The 17,360-nt window shown below is 58.4% G+C and carries 15 protein-coding genes; 6 read left to right on the forward strand and 9 right to left on the reverse strand.

Annotated elements, in window-relative coordinates; translation table 11 throughout:
* Nucleotides 1-56: 56 nt before the first annotated feature.
* The 3 genes from hcp to HMPREF1155_RS06630 all read left to right on the forward strand — a co-directional run bounded on the left by hcp (nt 57) and on the right by HMPREF1155_RS06630 (nt 3,287).
* Nucleotides 57-1,643 carry a hydroxylamine reductase gene (gene hcp, locus HMPREF1155_RS06620; protein WP_009078427.1) on the forward strand — a complete coding sequence of 529 codons (1,587 nt, stop codon included), beginning with the start codon at nt 57-59 and terminating at the stop codon, nt 1,641-1,643.
* Between the two features lie 272 nt (nt 1,644-1,915).
* Nucleotides 1,916-2,407 carry an HD domain-containing protein gene (locus HMPREF1155_RS06625; protein ID WP_009078511.1) on the forward strand — a complete coding sequence of 164 codons (492 nt, stop codon included), beginning with the start codon at nt 1,916-1,918 and terminating at the stop codon, nt 2,405-2,407.
* On the forward strand, nt 2,397-3,287 hold the full coding sequence (locus HMPREF1155_RS06630; RefSeq protein ID WP_009078626.1) for a putative ABC transporter permease: 891 nt from the start codon (nt 2,397-2,399) through the stop codon (nt 3,285-3,287). The genes HMPREF1155_RS06625 and HMPREF1155_RS06630 overlap by 11 nt, the downstream gene beginning before the upstream one ends.
* Nucleotides 3,288-3,490: 203 nt before the next feature.
* Here HMPREF1155_RS06630 and HMPREF1155_RS06635 read toward each other — a convergent pair whose 3' ends face one another.
* The 8 genes from HMPREF1155_RS06635 to HMPREF1155_RS06670 form a co-directional block, all read right to left on the reverse strand.
* Nucleotides 3,491-4,150, reverse strand: a complete 660-nt coding sequence (locus tag HMPREF1155_RS06635; RefSeq protein ID WP_009078414.1) for a DUF421 domain-containing protein — start codon at nt 4,148-4,150, stop codon at nt 3,491-3,493.
* Nucleotide 4,151: 1 nt separating this feature from the next.
* Nucleotides 4,152-4,601 (reverse strand): DUF3290 domain-containing protein, encoded by a 450-nt coding sequence (locus HMPREF1155_RS06640; RefSeq protein ID WP_009078137.1) that lies wholly within the window; start codon nt 4,599-4,601, stop codon nt 4,152-4,154.
* A gap of 116 nt (nt 4,602-4,717) precedes the next feature.
* Nucleotides 4,718-4,975 carry a SemiSWEET family transporter gene (locus HMPREF1155_RS06645; protein ID WP_009078354.1) on the reverse strand — a complete coding sequence of 86 codons (258 nt, stop codon included), beginning with the start codon at nt 4,973-4,975 and terminating at the stop codon, nt 4,718-4,720.
* Nucleotides 4,976-5,211: 236 nt separating this feature from the next.
* Nucleotides 5,212-5,916, reverse strand: a complete 705-nt coding sequence (locus HMPREF1155_RS06650; RefSeq protein WP_039993455.1) for a response regulator transcription factor — start codon at nt 5,914-5,916, stop codon at nt 5,212-5,214.
* On the reverse strand, nt 5,891-7,615 hold the full coding sequence (locus HMPREF1155_RS06655) for an ATP-binding protein (RefSeq protein WP_039993456.1): 1,725 nt from the start codon (nt 7,613-7,615) through the stop codon (nt 5,891-5,893). Before HMPREF1155_RS06655 ends, HMPREF1155_RS06650 begins: the two co-directional genes overlap by 26 nt.
* A 160-nt stretch (nt 7,616-7,775) precedes the next feature.
* Entirely contained in the window at nt 7,776-11,012 is a 3,237-nt protein-coding gene (locus tag HMPREF1155_RS06660; RefSeq protein ID WP_039993457.1) for a molybdopterin-dependent oxidoreductase, read from the reverse strand.
* Entirely contained in the window at nt 11,009-12,121 is a 1,113-nt protein-coding gene (gene nrfD, locus HMPREF1155_RS06665) for an NrfD/PsrC family molybdoenzyme membrane anchor subunit (RefSeq protein WP_009078547.1), read from the reverse strand. Before nrfD ends, HMPREF1155_RS06660 begins: the two co-directional genes overlap by 4 nt.
* 143 nt (nt 12,122-12,264) lie before the next feature.
* The gene (locus tag HMPREF1155_RS06670; protein WP_009078730.1) at nt 12,265-12,930 is read right to left on the reverse strand and encodes a 4Fe-4S dicluster domain-containing protein; all 666 of its coding nucleotides are present in this window, start codon (nt 12,928-12,930) and stop codon (nt 12,265-12,267) included.
* Nucleotides 12,931-13,180: 250 nt separating this feature from the next.
* On the opposite strand from HMPREF1155_RS06670, the gene mutT reads away from it, so the two are divergent.
* Nucleotides 13,181-13,576, forward strand: a complete 396-nt coding sequence (gene mutT / locus HMPREF1155_RS06675; protein ID WP_009078536.1) for an 8-oxo-dGTP diphosphatase MutT — start codon at nt 13,181-13,183, stop codon at nt 13,574-13,576.
* Between the two features lie 28 nt (nt 13,577-13,604).
* Here mutT and HMPREF1155_RS06680 read toward each other — a convergent pair whose 3' ends face one another.
* Entirely contained in the window at nt 13,605-14,519 is a 915-nt protein-coding gene (locus HMPREF1155_RS06680) for a LysR family transcriptional regulator (protein WP_009078503.1), read from the reverse strand.
* A 154-nt stretch (nt 14,520-14,673) separates the two neighbouring features.
* Here HMPREF1155_RS06680 and HMPREF1155_RS06685 point away from each other — a divergent pair, with 154 nt between their 5' ends.
* Together HMPREF1155_RS06685 and HMPREF1155_RS06690 are read left to right on the forward strand one after the other, a co-directional pair.
* A complete protein-coding gene (locus HMPREF1155_RS06685) occupies nt 14,674-16,392 on the forward strand; it encodes an FAD-binding protein (RefSeq protein ID WP_009078677.1) in 1,719 nt (572 codons plus the stop codon).
* 217 nt (nt 16,393-16,609) lie between these two features.
* Complete coding sequence (locus tag HMPREF1155_RS06690) at nt 16,610-17,257, forward strand: TetR/AcrR family transcriptional regulator (protein ID WP_006361313.1); 648 nt, start codon at nt 16,610-16,612, stop codon at nt 17,255-17,257.
* Nucleotides 17,258-17,360: the final 103 nt, after the last annotated feature.

The following is a 17,360-nucleotide window of genomic DNA, read 5'->3' on the forward strand; positions in this document are numbered from 1 at the left end:
CGTTTTGGGGGACTCCGAGGCGCATCGCGTCCCGGACGGACAGAAAGAAGGAATCCATGATCAACGAGATGTTCTGCTTCCAGTGCGAGCAGACCGCAAGCTGCACCGCCTGCACCGGCCATGCCGGCGTATGCGGCAAGACCGCCGAGGTCGCCGACGACCAGGATAAGCTTACGGGCGCGCTCATCGGCCTCGCCCGCACCTGCGCCAAAGGCGCGCAGGCCACCGACGAGACCTACGGCCTTGTCATCGACGGCCTGTTCACCACCGTCACCAACGTGAATTTCAACGATGAGACCGTCAACGCCCTCATCGACCGCATACATGCGGAGTCCGCCGCGCTCGCTTCGGCGGCCGGCATCGACGCCGCCGCCGATTACGACGTCGCGAACATCTGGAACGACGACGAGGACATCCGCTCCCTCAAGTCCCTCATCCTCTTCGGCCTGCGCGGCACTTCCGCCTACGCATCCCATGCGCGCGTTCTCGGCAAAACCGACGCCGTCGCCGACGCGTTCTTCCTCGAGGCGCTTGCCGCGCTCGGCGAGGAAGGCTCCATGGATTCCCTCCTTCCGCTCGTGATCAAGACCGGCGAAGTCAACCTCGCCGTCATGGGCCTGCTCGACGCCGCCAACACCGGCGCGTTCGGCACGCCGGAGCCCACCGAGGTCACTCTGGACGTCGAAGCCGGCCCCTTCATCGTCATCACCGGCCATGACTTGGGCGACATCAAGGCCCTGCTCGAGCAGACCGAAGGCCGCGGCGTCAACGTCTACACCCATAGCGAGATGCTGCCCGCCCACGGCTATCCCGAGTTGAAGAAGTATCCGCACCTCAAGGGCAACTTCGGCACCGCTTGGCAGAATCAGCGCACCGAGTTCGCGAACATCCCGGCGCCGATCCTGTTCACCACCAACTGCCTCATGCCTCCTGCGAAATCCTATGCCGACCGCGTTTTCACGACCGGCGAGGTCTCCTTCCCCGGCGCCCCGCACATCGGCGCGGACAAGGACTTCACGCCTGTCATCGAGCGCGCGCTCGAACTGGGAGGCTACTCCGAGACCCAGCGCTTCACCGGCATCAACGGCGGCTCCAAGGTGACCACGGGCTTCGGCCAAGGCACCGTCCTGTCCATCGCAGGCGACGTCGTCGAGGCCGTCAAGGCCGGCAAGATCCGCCATTTCTTCCTGGTCGGCGGCTGCGACGGTGCACGCAACGGACGCAACTACTACACCGATTTCGTCAAGCAGACCCCGTCCGACACCGTCATTCTGACGCTTGCCTGCGGCAAGTACCGCTTCAACGACCTTGACCTGGGCTGCGTTCCCGGCACTTCCATCCCTCGCCTGCTCGATGTGGGCCAGTGCAACGACGCCTACGGCGCCATCCAGATCGCCGTCGCCCTTGCCGGCGCGTTCGAATGCGGCGTGAACGACCTGCCGTTGTCCATGGTGCTTTCCTGGTACGAGCAGAAAGCCGTATGCATCCTGCTGACGCTTCTGTCCCTCGGCATCCAGGGCATCAAGCTCGGTCCCACCCTGCCGGCGTTCGTAAGCCCCAACGTTTTGAACTTCCTGGTCGAGAACTACCGGATCGCTCCGACCACCACCCCCGAGGCCGACCTCGCCGAGCTCCTCGGCTAGACGGCGTGCGCCATCCATCTCCCGCCGGCTGCGGCAGCTCGGCCGCCGCGCGTCCGCTTCCCCATAACTGTGCGCGATGCGCCGTGGGCGGCTTCCCCTCCATCGGGCGGGCCTGCATGGATCACTCATGCAGGCCCGTCTCGCATGCGTGAGGTTTTCCGGCTGAAACCGTTCCATCACACGGCATCCGCACGCAGTCGGTATACTTTCAGCTCGGCAATGAACGACCGCGCGCCAAGCAAGGCGCCGAAGACGATATCGAGGATCTACGCATGGAAACGCCGATCGAAGTCGTGCGCACGCACGGCCGGGACATCCTTGCATCGGAAGGCATGCAGCTCGAGAAGACCTTCATGCAGCATGGCGACGTCAGCGTCTACGCGCACAGCGTCGGCGCAGCCTGCATGAGCATCCGCATCGCGCGCGCGTTGAATATCAGGCTCGACGAGCGCTCGCTCGTGCGCGGCGCCCTGCTGCACGACTACTTCCTCTACGACTGGCATGTTCCCAGCCCCGAGAACCACCGTCATGCCACGATGCACGCGCGCTATGCCTTGCGCAATGCCGAGCGCGACTTCGTTCTCAACGACATAGAACGCAACGTGATCGAACGGCATATGTTTCCCGTGAATCTGCGGCCGCCTTCGACGAAGGAGGCGGCCGTCCTCTGCCTCGCCGACAAGATCTGCGCTACGCAGGAAACCGTCGCGGGCTTCGCGAAAGCGGCCCTTGCGTTCTTCAGGGGCCCTGCAAATGATCTATGATCTCGCCCTTCTGTTCCTGTCCTTCCTCTTCTACAGCTTCTGCGGCTGGCTTTTCGAGGTCATCTATTGCTCCCTCAAGGAAGGTCGGCTGATCAACCGCGGATTCCTGAACGGACCGTACTGCCCCATCTACGGCGCCGGCGCCATTGCGGCGGTGATTCTGTTCGGCGATGTGCGAAACCCCATCGCCCTCTTCTTCGCGAGCGCCTGCACCTGCACCGTCATGGAGTACGCCACATCGTATGCGATGGAGCGCATCTTCCACGCGCGCTGGTGGGATTACGACGGACGTTTCCTCAACCTCAACGGACGCGTCTGCCTGGCAGGGTTCATGCTGTTCGGCGTCGCCTGCATCGTCGTGATACGCATCATCCATCCTGCGCTCGCGAGCTTGGCGGAAGCCGTTCCCGTCAAAGCCGTCGTCATCGTCGGAAGCGCCGCGTTCGTCGCGTTCGTCGCGGACATCATCGTCACCGGCATCGGGCTTGCGAACCTGAGGGCGCGCTTCGATGCTTTCTATGCGGGCGTATCCGATCGCACCCGCGCGCTCTACGAAGCGCTTGCCGCCGAGGAAGGGGCGTTCGAACGGGTCAGGAACGCGCTGCCTCAGAATGCCGCGACCGAAGGCATGGCTGCAGCGGCGTCCAAAGGGCTTGATCTTTTGCGCAGCATACCCGCCAACCGCGTCGCCGGCGACATGTACCGGCGCTTGAAGGATCGCGGCGTGGATCTTTCGCCTGCCGATCTGATCGATGCGTTCCAAAGCAAGCTCAACGACCAGGAGCGCCGCATCTTCGCCGCATTCCCCCATCTGCAGGCGATCGATTACAAGGAAGAATTCGCCAAGCTGCGCGAACGCATCGACCCGCGTGCGAAATAGCAGCAGGAACGACAGACCCTATCCGTTTCGCATGAATCGTTGCATGCGCGGATGGAACCTTTGGACATGCGCTGCGCGGCCCCTCGCATGAATCATCGCGCGCGGATGGAACCTGAGATATGACACCGATGGGATTGAAGCTTGAAACCGTAAGGACCGGAGAACCGCTTCTTAAAAGGCCGCGCGAGAACGCGCGCGACGGTTCACCCCTTGCGTCTGACAGACCGAGAGAACGGCACCACCTCAAGATTTCCATCCACAAGCTCGCCTAGGAAGACTTGTTTCATCGAGGTATATCCCTGCGTTTTGATCTGCTCCATCATCCACGCCTCATCCTTGCCCGCAAGCTTCAGACCATCCTGCACCAGATGGCCGTCGCTCGCCAACGGCAACAGCAAACCATCGCTTTGCGTGCCGCCCGCGCGGATCGTAAGCCTGCCGTCGGTCTCCATGACGGCCGCTTCCACATCCTTAAGAGCGGAAATGCTGTTCTCGCGCAGGCTTCTGCAAAGCTGCTCGGCCGTAAGGCCGACTTTGGCGCAGCGCGAGACGTCCACCTCCCCATCGCAGACGATAAGCTCAGGACGGCAGGCGACGACCCGCCTGAACGTCTTGCTGCTCCCGAAAAGGAGCTTCGCCGCCACAACGACGAGCGACCAGATGAGAAGAACTATCAGGAACCGGAGCACCGTGACCGACGGATTGTAGATCACTCCTCCTATGATGCCGCCCAAAACGTAATTCTGAACTTGATTGAGCGGAGTATTGAGGGAGAAGTCATGCTTTCCGAGAATGTTTATCTGGAGGATCATCACGAGCATGCCCAGCGAGAACTTGATGGCCGTCAGCGTATAGAAGTCCATGTCAGCGCTCCCCGTTCACGTAGACGTTATGGTCGATGATGTGCGTTCGCTCAAGCGTGTAGGAGTTATTGTCGTCATTGAGATGAACGAGGTAGTCCTCTTCATTGAAGCGCACGATGATGCCGTCTTTCAGAGATGTGGAATTCACCAGCACCTCGTTTTCCGAGACATGTTGGTCTTCAGCGACTCCCTCGACGAATCTCACAAGCAGCTGGGACTGGGATATCCGGTTGCTTACCTGGAAATATTGCTCGGTTTGCACACCCACCAGCACCAACAGGAGAACGATGGCGCCCACCCCCGCGTCTCGCCAGCGGGTCCGTATTCTATCGCGTAGGTAGAGCACGGTGAAGACGATGCCCGCCAAGAGCAAGGCGAGCATCATGCCCACGCGCAGGACCGAATCGACGGATTGGTGCGAGATGATGTAGTCAAGGGTATAGAAGTTCATGCGTCGCTCAACCTCGGTTCCGATGCGCCCCGTATCTAACGGCAAGATCCTAGTATCCGTCTGCATCGCGTGCGTTCAAACGATCTCTCTCGAGAGCGCAACCTCCGATGCGCCGGCTACAGGGCAGTAAGCGCAGCGAGCGCACCGAATATAACGCCAGGCACATTGGCTACGACAATAGGCCAGTCCTTCTTCTCCTGGAAAAACCCGTAGCTGACCCATAAGGTGCAATTGATTGCCGCAACCAGAGGCTGCAGAAAACCGCTCTTATCTCCATGCAGGTTGTGGATGATCTGAGGGAAGTACGCTATGTACATGAGCATGGCCGTGCAGGTCGCTATCCATCCCACGATTCCAAGCGTCTTCTGATTCATGGTTTCATCCCCTCCTCCACGGTCAGGGGATGCTGCCCGATCGTGCATCATCGCCTGCGGTGGAGCTTCGGCTTCCTGAGCGCAGCCGTCGATGCGGATCCTTAGCTGCACGCGCATTATAGTGCTGTCTTTTCGGCAATGCCTCCGGATACGCCCGAATCTTCGCGTTCAATCGAAAGCGGATGCGCATGCTCGATGGGCTTCGCGTATCGGTCTGGCCTTGTTTTGCAAAATACCTAGTCTTCGGCAAGCCTGTATCCGACTCGCCATACGGTGGTGAGGTAGCGCGGCCGCGACGGATCGTCTTCGATTTTCTCTCTGATTTTACGCACGAACACGGTGATGCTGCTTGGATCAGCAGCCGCGGCATCGCCCCACAGATGTCGGATGATCTGCTCGCGGGTGAACACGTTTCCTGGATCGGACGCAAGCAGCTCCAATAATTCGAACTCGCGCACAGAAAGCGAGACCGGCTCTCCCCGAAGGCGCGCCTCGTATTTCCCGGGAACGATCTCCAGGTCCTCCACATGATAGACACCGCGGCCGCCGCCAGCACGAGAACTGTTTCGAGGCGTAGAAACCCTGCGTCTCAGATGCGCTTTGATACGCAAGGAAAGCTCCATAGGTTGAAACGGTTTCACCAGATAATCATCAGCCCCTGCCTTGAATCCGATGCTTTTGTCGACGATATCCCCCTTCGATGACAGGAACAGAACCGGAAGCTCTTCGCCCTCGGCGCGGATGCGCTCGCAGATTTCAAATCCATTCGTGTCAGGAAGCATGACATCGAGAACGAGGAAGTCGGGGCGCTCAGCACGCAACATATCCAACCCATCGACGCCGTTCGAAGCGCAGCAGTATTCATAGCCATCCCTTGCCGCGATTTGCCCGACGAGAATCTGCAGGCTCTCGTCATCATCGATAAGCATGATCTTCGTCATGTACGTCACCTTCCTGCTTGATCGGCAGTCGCACCGTGAACGTACTGCCCAAACCAGGCGTGCTGATCAAGGAAACGGATCCGCCCAGCATTCGGGACAGTTCCTTGACCAGAGACAATCCTAATCCGCTGCCACCGTAACGCCTTACCGTCGACATATTCTCCTGAGAGAACCGCTCGAAAACCAAGTCCCATTTATCCTCGGGTATCCCGATTCCGTCGTCAACGACTTCAAGCGCAACCGATTCGGAGGGTCCATCATAGGAAACCCCGACATGGACCGTCCCTCCTCTTTCGGTGAATTTGATCGCGTTGCTGACGAGGTTCACAAGAATCCGCCGGATCTTCTCCCAATCGCCTCGGATAACCGGCACATCCGCATCTATGGCAACGGTGAATTCAATCGATTTCTTCTCGGCGAGAGGCCGGCTGGAGGCTTCGACCATGCCCACCACGTCTCCCAAGTCGATCCATTCCAGATTGAGCTTCTCAGACCCGACTTGAATTCGCGCGGTTTCCAGCACGTTGTCGACCATTTCGAGCAAAATGCGTCCGTTTTTCCCTATTTCTCCAAGCTGAGTGCGCGCAAGCTCGTTGCTCGGGGGAACGCTTTCCTCCATCAAGTCGGCAAAGGCGAGAATGGAAGTGAGCGGGGTCCGCAGCTCATGGCTTACGATGGCAAGGAAATCCGATTTGAACCGATTTTCTCTTTTAAGCCGATCGTTGATGCGCTCCACATGCAGCCTCTGGCGCTCGAGCTCTTCATTGGCGATGGAAAGCCGCATCGTCCGATCCTCCACCTGCGACTCGAGGTTAGAATACATCGACGATAGGCTTTCGGCCATAAGCTCGAATTGCGCAAGCAAATCGTCTATCTCGGTCGATGAATAGACAGAACGCACGCGTTCGACGGCGGTATCGAGACCTGATCCCGATGATTTCGACGACATCTTGACGAACGTCCGCCTCAGATTCGAAAGCGGATTCGTAACCAGACGCGTAAGCGCGAAGTAAACGATCCCCGCCATGCAGACCATCGTCGCGAGGAAGAACAGCACTCCTCGAATGATGGCATCGTACATGTTGGAGAAATACCAGTCGGTAGGAACCGTCACGCTTACGACTCCGGCCATATCGCCGACTTCCCAGCCTTCTTTCGGGAACCCCGTCGGATCGATCTCTCCAACGGGACCTCCATGACATTCCGTGCAGTTCTCCGAGACTCTCATGACCGAAATGTAGCGAAACGCAGACTGCCCGCCTTGATCGGAGAAACCATAGTATTCATCCGACGAGGCATTATCCGCAAAATAATCCAAGGCCTCCTTCTCGTAAGCGTCCGGGGAGTTCTTCAAATTGCGGGGAGAAAGACGGGTGAATCGGATCGAGTAATCGGAATCGTCCGAAAAAAACGTGGCTACTTCCTCCCCGGCAAGAGCACAGTGCAGACCCTTGTAGTCGTATGATCCGTCCGCAGAATGATTGATGGCATCTTGGTTTATGGAAACGAATTTCCATATCGCATTCATTTCCGTGACGAGTATGCGCGACTCCTGGAGCATGACGCCCTCGGTCGCTTGCTTTTGCGTATGGTACGTCCAAGCGATATCCACCAAGACAAGCGCAAGCAGCACTGCTCCTAAAAGCCCAATGATCTTGGTTTTCAACCCGATATTCGACTTCGCGTCATGCTGCACCATGCAAGCCCTCGATCTTTCCTGGGCGATTTCTCGGTTCGTATTCGGCAGACCGGCCTTTCCATCCATCAGGATTCAGACGCATCAGGCCTAAAGATCTTTAGAACGAGGATACCCGAACATGCGAAGGGCACGCGAGGAATCCGCCTGCCCTTCGCACGAGCTATGCCTTCTTGATTTCGACCCATAGGTCGAGCTGAGCAGCGCCACCCCCGATGCGGTCCATAAGCCCTCCTCCACCTTCGAGCACATCGTCTGGCAGAAGTGCATTATGCCTGAATCCCCGATTTCGGCCTCCGGCCAATCCTGTTTCCTGGTGTCCAGGAATCTCTCCGTCCTTCACGCGCGATTCGACAAGGTAATCGGGCGCTGCATCATACGTGATGCCATCGACGACGATCGGATAGGCGCGCGACCCTTGATGCCCGAACGAATACGAGCTGCCCACGACGCCGGGACGAATGCCCTCGGTCACCTTCACGTGGCCTCGAGCAATGCCCGTCGAACTCGATATTTCTATGGCATCCCCGTTCTCAAGACCGCGATCGAAGGCGTCTGACGGTGACATCCATACGAAATTCTCGGTCTCCACCTCACGCAACCATGACGAAGGCATCAGACGATACGTGCCGTTGGCTCGCGCCTTCCAGGTAATCATGGCCAGTGGGAATTCCCGGGGCTTTTCCACCTCGGTCCCATCCGCGTACGTGATCGGCGTCGTATGCGCAAGCCCATCATGGTTCTTGCCGCTCAAGGCGTCTTTGGTCGCCGCCGTTTTGGGGTCGTAGAACGCGCAAAGCGCGCCATAGCGGTACTGGAGCCATTCTCCTTCGAAGCCGTCTCCCGCAAGACGGTCGGCAGGAGCGAAGCGTCCTCCTCGATTGAGGACATACACCACCTTCGGCCATTCCTCCGGCGTCACGGCCGCTTTCCATTGCGCGATATCGAACCCGCCGCGCAAAGCCCGAGAACGTACCTTCTCGAAAAGGTCGAGTTCATCGGGATCGGCATCGGGAACTGGTTCTCCGGAATAAGCGACGTTCGCAACCAGCTTCATCCAGTAATCGTATTCGTTGTCCAGAGCCGAAGGAGCATCGTCCGAAGCGTTCTTCCCCTTCGGAATGGCTCCCTCTCCCACCCCTGGCTTTCCCATCCTTTTCAAAAGCTCGATATACACCGCCTCGGTCGGGCGCGGTCCATCGAACGCCCGTGTCGTCGGCTGCCCGAGCGGAAGCAGCTTGAACGGCTGCGTGGGATAGATGCCTTCCTGCGTGAACCGTTCAAGGAATGTGCGGTCGGGCAGAATGAAGTCGGCATAGCGCGCCGTGTCGCCTATCTCCACATCGAATGCGACGATGAGCTTGATTTTCTCGGTATCGGTCAGCACATCGGCCATACGATCGCCGCCCGGCGCCGAGTCCACAAGCGAGTACCGATGCATGAACAACGCGCCCAAATGGTCGTAAATATAACCCGCCCTCAGCGTGGGCACCACTTCCTGTATGAGATTGGTGGACAACGATAGCCACAACCGTTTGGCAGGATACCCATCCTCCTCGAAATACGAGGTCTTTTCATAGGGAACGTTATGGCGGGAAACCGCTATGCCCCACGGCTTATATCCGCCAGGAACCGAAACCAGGTCGTAACGGCCGTTATTGGTCTCGAACTTCGCACCGGAAGCGAGATTCCCGCCCTTCCAATCGTTATTGCCGATGAGGAAGTTCAGGTAGTTTATCGCCCGTATTGCATCGTATCCGTTCGTGTGCATGCAAGGACCGCGGTACGATGTGATGGCTGAACGCTTCCCGTGCGACGTGAACTCATGCGCTACCTCTTCGATGATCGAGACGTCGATGCCGCACTCCTCGGCGTAGTATTCGATCGACCGTTCGTTTATGCGTTCCTCGAGCAGAGAAAACACGCTCTTCACACGCATAGTCGTTCCGTCGGACTCTATTTCCGCATCGACACGCAGGTCTGCAGCGCCTTCGACCTCGTCCGCCAAAACGAGCTCTCCGTCGACGAACACGAAGCGTGCATCGTCGGCGATGCCGTCATCGACCAGACCAAGGAGCCTAGCTGTAACCACAGGTCGGTTCGGCAGGTCTATAGCCACAAGATGCGTTGCATCCGACCAGGTAGGTTCACCGATAGCATCGGCCGCCTTCTTTCCTGGAGCAGAAAGGTAACGTTCGTCATAACGCTCATTCGCCAAAATCCACGACGCCATGGCGAATGCGAGTTCCGTGTCTTTCCCAGGGATGACGGGAAGCCATAGATCCGCCTTCGTTCCGCTGCGTCCCTGCCGCGGATCGACCACGAACAATTTCATGCCGCGCGCACGGGCGACCGAAAGACGCGGGGCGAACCAGGTAGGACCTTTATTCGCCGTCATCGGTTCGGTGCCCCAGATAATCAGGCATTCGCAATAGTCTATCTCGGGATACATGCGATTGAAGCCGGTGGTCGGATGGGTGCGGGCATTGCTGACGGCACCCGTGAACCCGCACACGCCGCCATGCCCATACGTGTTAATGGTTCCGAGACCCTTTTGAACAAACCGGCTGTTTATGAATCCTCGGTCGCTTCCGAACGAGCACAGCAGGTTCGATTTGGGTCCCAAGTCGGGATGATCGACATCGATCAGCGTGTCACGCCATTTGTCGTCGAATTCCTCCTTGGACATCGAACCGGATTTCATCAGCTCGACATCCGCCTCGACCTTCTCCTTGGGAGCGTACGCCCACCACGAGGAGATGCCCGGCGTGCCCAAGGCGCTCGATCCTCCGATGATTTCATCAAGCGCCGTATCCCATGACACGCTCTCCCATGCGTCTTCCCCGCGTTTTCCGACGCGCCTCAAAGGTTCGGTGACCCTTAGGGCATTATGGGCGATCTGAATGCCCGCCTGTCCTTTGAGGCAGGTAACGCCGCCGCTTGCAGAGCGTCCCTTCGTCTTGAACGAGCCGTCGGGAACCAAAGCGCTATGAGGAGAGGTCTCATAGGGTATCGGAGCATACGGCTGCGTGTTCAGTGGCGAATACGGATTGCCCGATATCTTGCGCAGCAACGGTGTCGCGCCGTCGGCGTCTTCCGCCGCATCGCAGATGCGCACCTTTATAGGACATGAGGTGTTGCATCCGTTGCACATCGACAGGATCACATCTTCGGCCGTGTAGGAATCCGTAGAATCCCCGCGCCCATGCGCATCGTCGGTATAAGGGTCATCATGGGTCACATGCAGGCCAAGACCTGCTCCCATAGCAACCGCACCGAGAGCCACGGCGCATCCCGCGCCGACGATCGCCCGTCGGGAAGGCGTCCCGAACCGATCGTCTATCGGTTCGGCGACGTTTTCTAGCCGGCCGGTCCTCACATCGAACTGCTCCTGTTTCATTTTTCGGCTCCCCCTCCAATAACCTGCTTCGCATCGCCCCAAGCCACAGTCGTCCCGTTTCTGCCCACTCCTATGGAGGCAGGATCGAAGAGCCTGATAAAAAGGCCGAATAAGCCTAGCGCGATACCCGAAGCGAAAACCACCACGCCTATTTCGAAGACGCTCGGAACATACGAAGCCGTCGGAAGGCCGGGCAGCAACGGAACGAGGAAGCCGACGGTCACGAACGCGTAACGCAATGAGAAAACACCGATCAACGCCGAGAAACCCGCAATCGCAGCGCACGTTCCACCGCCTTTGCGCAGGGTCTTTACTGCTAAGGCGATGGGCAGGACGGAACCGATCCCTACCGCTCCTATCCAGAACAACGGAGCGAAAGAGCCCATCAAGATTAGCCGCGCGGCCTGGCCGCCGGACGATTCGACAGGAAACAAAGAGGACATTAGCTGGAAGAACGTTACGAATATCGATACGGCCAACGCAGCAAGAAGCACGTACGACAGCCCTTTCGTCGCTCCGCGTTCAGGAGCCTCATGCCTAAGGCGAGCCAAGACGATGCAGACGATGAGAAGGAACGCTGCTGCCATGACCAAGGCCGCAGCGTAGAACGACACGACGGTCGCGCCGCCGCTCCAAAGGTCACGGGCGCCTACGGCCGCGAACAGCATTCCCGTGCCGCTTGGCACGCCGACGAACGAAAGCGCCACGCCCACCCCCGCAAGGACGCGTATAGCGAAATTACGATTTCCTCGTTGCTCTTCGCGCACGGATCCGCATGTAACGACAAGAGCCAATTGGACCGTCATGATAATCAGGAGCACCGTGCAGAGCTTGACCTCCCAGGAAAGAGCAGACGACCAACGAAAGAACAAAAGCGCTCCTGCGACATTGCCCAATACTCCTAGATCAAGAGCGATGAGAATTGCAGATGCGATTAAAAAGACCAGGCTTCCTACCAGAGAAAGCCGTGCGATGGCGGCAAAAGCCTTGATTCTGAACAGATACCAAAGCGACGATATGAGGAACATTCCCCCGGCAAGCCCCGAAAACCAGGTATACGCGACCACCCACAAACCCCATGGAACGCGATTCGTGGTATCGGCAGCCATAAGTCCTTCAGACAATCGAATGAACAGAAACGGAGCCCCCAGAGCTATCAAGACCACGGTCGCCGAAGCCCATACCAACGCCGCCCTTCGAGAAAGGGCATGCCTACCCGTCGCGGTATTTACCTCATTAGACGCCATGGTCATCACCTCAAGTAATAGACGGATGGATTGGTGCCCAGCTCCTCTTTCAGCCGCGATGCACGTGATGAGGACGCGAGCTTGGAAACAACCGAATCGGGATCGTTCAGATCGCCGAACACGCGAGCATCCCCCAAACATGTTTCGCAACAAGCCGGAACCTCTCCATGGGCGATTCGATGCGAGCAGAACGTGCACTTTCGAACGCTGCCTTGCAGGTTCCGCTTTTCAGCAGATCCCGAACGCTCGACACCGTATTCGGGAACCACTACCTGATCGGCAGCTTGCATCTCAGCGATATACGACATCCCCTCATCTACCGAACGCGCCCCGTAGGGACAGGCCGCAATGCAGTATCGGCATCCGATGCAGCGGTCGGCATCGATTACGACGATGCCGTCCTCTCCAAGATACGACGCCTTTACCGGACATGCTTCTACACACGGCGCATCCTGGCACTGCATGCATGGCCTAGGTGTCATATGCACGCGCATATTGGGATACACCCCTACTTCTTCCTCAAGCACCACGTTGTACGTAATGCCAGGCGGCGTCCGATTCTCCGCCTTGCAGGAAACGGTGCACGCGTCGCATCCGATGCACTTGAACAGATCGATAACCATCCCCCAATGCGGAACGCGCTCGGATGAGCTTTCGTTCGAAGCCCCCATGTCTTCTCCCTTCAGTTGTCCCCCTATGAAAGCAAGTATAGAAAGCTGTGTGCATAACCTCTATAGAGGTCATCTTCATTCTTTATTCGCTAACTATTAGCAAACGATTAATTCGCAGCTCATATGCTTTGTCGCAGCCGATAACGAGATGGATGCGAGAACTATCGGCCAGATTCGGAGCCTCGGAGAACGAGTCTGCTGCTTCCTTTATCCGATCGACTACAATAATCCGACGACGGAAAGGGGAATTGTGGAAACCATTGATGTTGTTGCGGCCATCATCAGGCACGATGACAAGATATTCGCAACCCAGCGCGGATATGGCGACTTCGCAGGCGATTGGGAATTCCCCGGAGGCAAAATCGAGGCGGGCGAGACGCCAGAAGCGGCGCTTACGCGCGAGATTCGCGAGGAGCTTGCCACGCGAATCGCCGTGGACTCGCACTTCATGACCGTGGAATACGATTACCCCGCCTTCCACCTGAGCATGCGATGCTATCTATGCCATGTGGTCGAAGGAGATCTGACGTTGCTCGAACACGCCTCCGCACGTTGGCTGGATGCCTCGACCATCGACGAGGTGGCATGGCTTCCTGCCGACGGCTCCATCATCGAGAGAATCAAATCCGAACTATTCCGCTATTGATCGCGACGGCTCTACGCATGCCGCTTCATCAGCACGCCGGCATGCGCGCTTCGATCGCCATGGCTTCTGCATGCGTCGTCACGAAATCCACGAACCGGGCCTCATGTTCGGCGAATACGTGCGAAGGTATGTAGGACAAGCCGATCGACCAGTTCAGTTCATCGAGCGGCACGGCACAGACCTCGTCGCTGGCGCAAAACGCCTTCAGCGCCACGAAATGCTGGACGGTCAGCCCGATCGATCGATTCAGCAAAGCGTTCTCGTAGTGCCAATACACCTCGGGCGAATTGAAGAACGTCGGCGCAGAGCCCGCCTCTGCAAGTCTCTTCCTCAAAACCGCGTCGCACTTGATCCCGTCCCCGAACGACGAAACGCATGCCCCATCCAGATCGCGCATGGTCACGCACTCCTTCTTGGAACGTGGATCCTTCACGTTGATCCATAGATAGAACGGCTCCGTGAACAAAGGAACGTTCGCAAGCCTCCCGTCGAACGGCGCGAGCGTGAAGCCGAGATCGACGCGTCCGAGCGAGATGGCCTCGTCGCAGGCATCGTCGCTGAGCTCGATAAGATCTATGCGCACATCGGGGTTCCGTGCTTCGAAAGCCTCTTTCAACCGCAAGCCGATGAACCCGGATATTCCTAGGCAGGACGCAACACGCACGCGCTTCTGCCTTCTGGCGCGAATCCGATCGAATTCCCAAACGAGCTGGACACGCTGAAGCTCTGCCTCGTTGACGAAATCCATCATGCGATCGCCGAATTCAGTCGGGACGCGGGCGCCCGACGCATCGGCCTCGAAGAACTCCACATCGAATTCCTGCTCGAGCTTGCGAATGGATTTCGCAAGACCCTGAGGCGACATGGGAACCTGAGAAGCAGCCAAGGTAAAGCTGCGAAGCTTGTAAACCAAGGCGAAGTGCTTGAACTGATCGGTATTCATAGGCGCCTCCCCGCCGAGACCTCGACCACGCGATGCGATATGAACTCACCTTTCGTTTCAATGCAGAACTTACAGTTCATTGATTAGGAACTATACCGCACGTACTTTGTATGTATAGGGAGTTCGAAGGGAACGGAATGGAGAGGAGATCGTCATGACGACGAAGCGCGAGCACGTACGCACGAACCTGAGCCGTAGGAGCTTCCTTGTCGGAACCGGCATCGTCGCCGCAGGTCTGAGCGGAGCGATTGCAGGCTGCGCGCCGAAAGCCTCGACGGGCGCAACCGAATCGGCATCTGCAGAGACCGGCGCGACGAAACCTGCCGCAAACGCCGAGGACAAGGTCTGGGAACTCGAAGCCGTCGGCGAACCCGAAGAAACGCTTACGGCCGACGTCGCAATCATCGGCGGAGGAGGCACCGGACTTGCAGCGGCCATCCAAGCTGTCGACCTCGGCCTTAAGCCTATCATCGTCGAACGCCTCGCGGGCTACGGCGGTTCGTTCATCGGAACCGAAGGCATGACGGCGCTCGAATCGCATTATCTGGTCGATGAACCGCCCATGTTCGCCGGCGCCTACTTCCCCGATCGCGTCTATGATGTGAACAACGCGATGAACACCTGCATGAATTTCCATCACTGGATTCCGCAGCACAGCCTATACAAGAACTTCTTCGGCCAAACGGCCGAGACCATCGAATGGCTGGAGGGACACGGGCAGAAATTCGCCGAGGTCATCGCCATCGGCGCCGGTCCTAAAATATGGCATGTCTACGACAAGGGCGACAGTCCCAGCCCTGGCGGCTATTTCATGAAGACGTTCGGCGAAGAGGCCGATCGCCTGGGAGTCGAGGTCCACTTCGAGACCAATGCCCGCAAGATAATCATCGAAGACGGCAAGGCGGCAGGCATCCTGGCCGTCGACAAGAACGGCAAGGTCATCAAGATCGAAGCGCCCGTTGTCATGATCGGATCCGGCGGATACGCGAACAACTCCGAATTCCTCTATGCCGTATCGGAGACGAAGAACGTCAACATCCAGGCACTCGGCATGGACTGCCGCTCCGGCGACGGCATCAAGATGGCCAAGGACGCCGGCGCGGCCATGGCGGAAGGTCTGGGCACGGTCATGTGGTGTGGACCGGTCACCCTAGGTGCGATCACGGCGACCTGGACAACCGATGCATACACCGCCGGCGTGCAGCCCACCCTCTGGATCAACCAGAACGGCAAGCGCTATTGCAAAGAAGACCTCTGGCGCGACGACTTCGCGGGTGCTGGCATAGCCATGCGCAATCAGGAGAAGACCTACGTCCTGTTCACCGAGGCGGATATGCAGGAATGGGAGCAGAACGGCCCGTACGCGCAGTGCTTCTCCTTCGGCATTCCCGGAACGCCGCTTTCCAATGCCCGCGAAGACCTGCAGAAGGCTTCGGGATGCCATGTCGGCGACGACCTCGCCGCGCTTTGCAAGGAGGTCGGCCTCGACGCGGCCGCCGTGCAGGCGACCGTCGACGAATACAACGGATACTGCGAAGCGGCTTCCGGCCTCGACGGCGACGACACGTCCGCCGATGCGGAATTCGGCAAGCGCGCCATGTACCTTCACGCGGTCGAGTCGGGCCCCTATTGGCTCTGCGAGGTCGCCGATGGCTTCTACACCACCTGCGGCGGCATAAAGGTCAACGAGTTCGCCCAGGCGCTCAACGACGACGGCGACGTGATTCCCGGCCTTTACGCGGGCGGATCCGATGCAGGCGGCCTGTACGGCGACTCCTACGACGTGAAGTTCGCACCGGGTTCCCAGGCTGCCTGGGCAATGAATTCCGGACGTCTCGCCATGAAGAGCGCTGCGGAATACCTCGGTAAATAACGCATTTCGCACCAGAAGCGCGCCCGAACCCCTCCTTGCGGCGCTTCATCGGAAAAGGCTTCCCTGCGGAGGCCTTTTCTTCATTTTTGAAATGAAAACGTTGCTCATTGGTCATTTTTCGGTATGTGTACATTGACCATAGAATATCCTGAAAGTTACCATATTCGCATCAAACGGAAACGCCATCAGGACGTACGTATGAAGCGAGGTGAACCGCATGTCCGTCGACGGACGCGAGGAGACAGCCGCATCCCGCAGCAACGGCTACGACCGCCGGCATCAGATCGTCGAAGTCGCACGCAGCCTCTTCGAAGAACGCGGCCTTGCCCATACCACGGTCAAGGACATCGCGCGCGAATCCGGCGTCGCCCGCGGGCTGTTCTATTACTACTTCGCCGACAAGGACGCCGTCATCGAAGCTGTCCTTGACGCGTATGTGGACGACTTCATCGAGCTCGTCGAACATTGGAACGAATCCCGCACCCGCTACGACGTGCAGAGCGCGCTCCACGATTGCATCACCCTCATGCGACGCGCGATCTTCGACAAAGACGCGTTCCGCCACGCGCTCACCAATAAGGAGAACGCCGCTCTCTATCTTGACTTCCTCTCGCGCACGGCCGAAGCCGTCGCACGCTATGTCACCGAGACCACCGCGATCGAATACGGGCGGTTCCATCATGTCCGCATCGACCATATCTACGACACCTTCTACATGCTCATCGTCGGGATGATCGGCTACATCCGTCACCATCCCGATGCCGATGACGAGGTGCTTGAATGCCTGGTGGCCCAGACGCTTCATCTCGACCTGGACGGAAGCTACATGCTTGAAGGCGCGGCCGAAGCCGGTCAGAAGAACTAAAGCTGAAACCGCCGTCCCGCTCGCAGGGGCGCGGGCGCGAAGGGGAGATGCTCCGAAGCCGAAGGGCCTCGGCGGCATGGAGACGAGGATGCATCCGCTTGGG

The organism is Slackia sp. CM382, assembly GCF_000293015.1.
Lineage (GTDB): Bacteria > Actinomycetota > Coriobacteriia > Coriobacteriales > Eggerthellaceae > Slackia > Slackia exigua.

What these genes read in the sequence shown, in the direction of transcription:
- nrfD (WP_009078547.1), bottom strand. Translation starts at nt 12,121, where the DNA reads ATGGCTGCCGATACCACGAATCGCGTTCCATGGGGTTTGTGGGTGGTC.
- HMPREF1155_RS06685 (WP_009078677.1), top strand. Translation starts at nt 14,674, where the DNA reads ATGACGACGAAGCGCGAGCACGTACGCACGAACCTGAGCCGTAGGAGC.
- hcp (WP_009078427.1), top strand. Translation starts at nt 57, where the DNA reads ATGATCAACGAGATGTTCTGCTTCCAGTGCGAGCAGACCGCAAGCTGC.
- HMPREF1155_RS06660 (WP_039993457.1), bottom strand. Translation starts at nt 11,012, where the DNA reads ATGAAACAGGAGCAGTTCGATGTGAGGACCGGCCGGCTAGAAAACGTC.
- HMPREF1155_RS06670 (WP_009078730.1), bottom strand. Translation starts at nt 12,930, where the DNA reads ATGGGGGCTTCGAACGAAAGCTCATCCGAGCGCGTTCCGCATTGGGGG.
- HMPREF1155_RS06645 (WP_009078354.1), bottom strand. Translation starts at nt 4,975, where the DNA reads ATGAATCAGAAGACGCTTGGAATCGTGGGATGGATAGCGACCTGCACG.
- HMPREF1155_RS06625 (WP_009078511.1), top strand. Translation starts at nt 1,916, where the DNA reads ATGGAAACGCCGATCGAAGTCGTGCGCACGCACGGCCGGGACATCCTT.
- HMPREF1155_RS06630 (WP_009078626.1), top strand. Translation starts at nt 2,397, where the DNA reads ATGATCTATGATCTCGCCCTTCTGTTCCTGTCCTTCCTCTTCTACAGC.
- HMPREF1155_RS06650 (WP_039993455.1), bottom strand. Translation starts at nt 5,916, where the DNA reads ATGACGAAGATCATGCTTATCGATGATGACGAGAGCCTGCAGATTCTC.
- HMPREF1155_RS06640 (WP_009078137.1), bottom strand. Translation starts at nt 4,601, where the DNA reads ATGAACTTCTATACCCTTGACTACATCATCTCGCACCAATCCGTCGAT.
- HMPREF1155_RS06690 (WP_006361313.1), top strand. Translation starts at nt 16,610, where the DNA reads ATGTCCGTCGACGGACGCGAGGAGACAGCCGCATCCCGCAGCAACGGC.
- HMPREF1155_RS06655 (WP_039993456.1), bottom strand. Translation starts at nt 7,615, where the DNA reads ATGGTGCAGCATGACGCGAAGTCGAATATCGGGTTGAAAACCAAGATC.
- HMPREF1155_RS06635 (WP_009078414.1), bottom strand. Translation starts at nt 4,150, where the DNA reads ATGGACTTCTATACGCTGACGGCCATCAAGTTCTCGCTGGGCATGCTC.
- HMPREF1155_RS06680 (WP_009078503.1), bottom strand. Translation starts at nt 14,519, where the DNA reads ATGAATACCGATCAGTTCAAGCACTTCGCCTTGGTTTACAAGCTTCGC.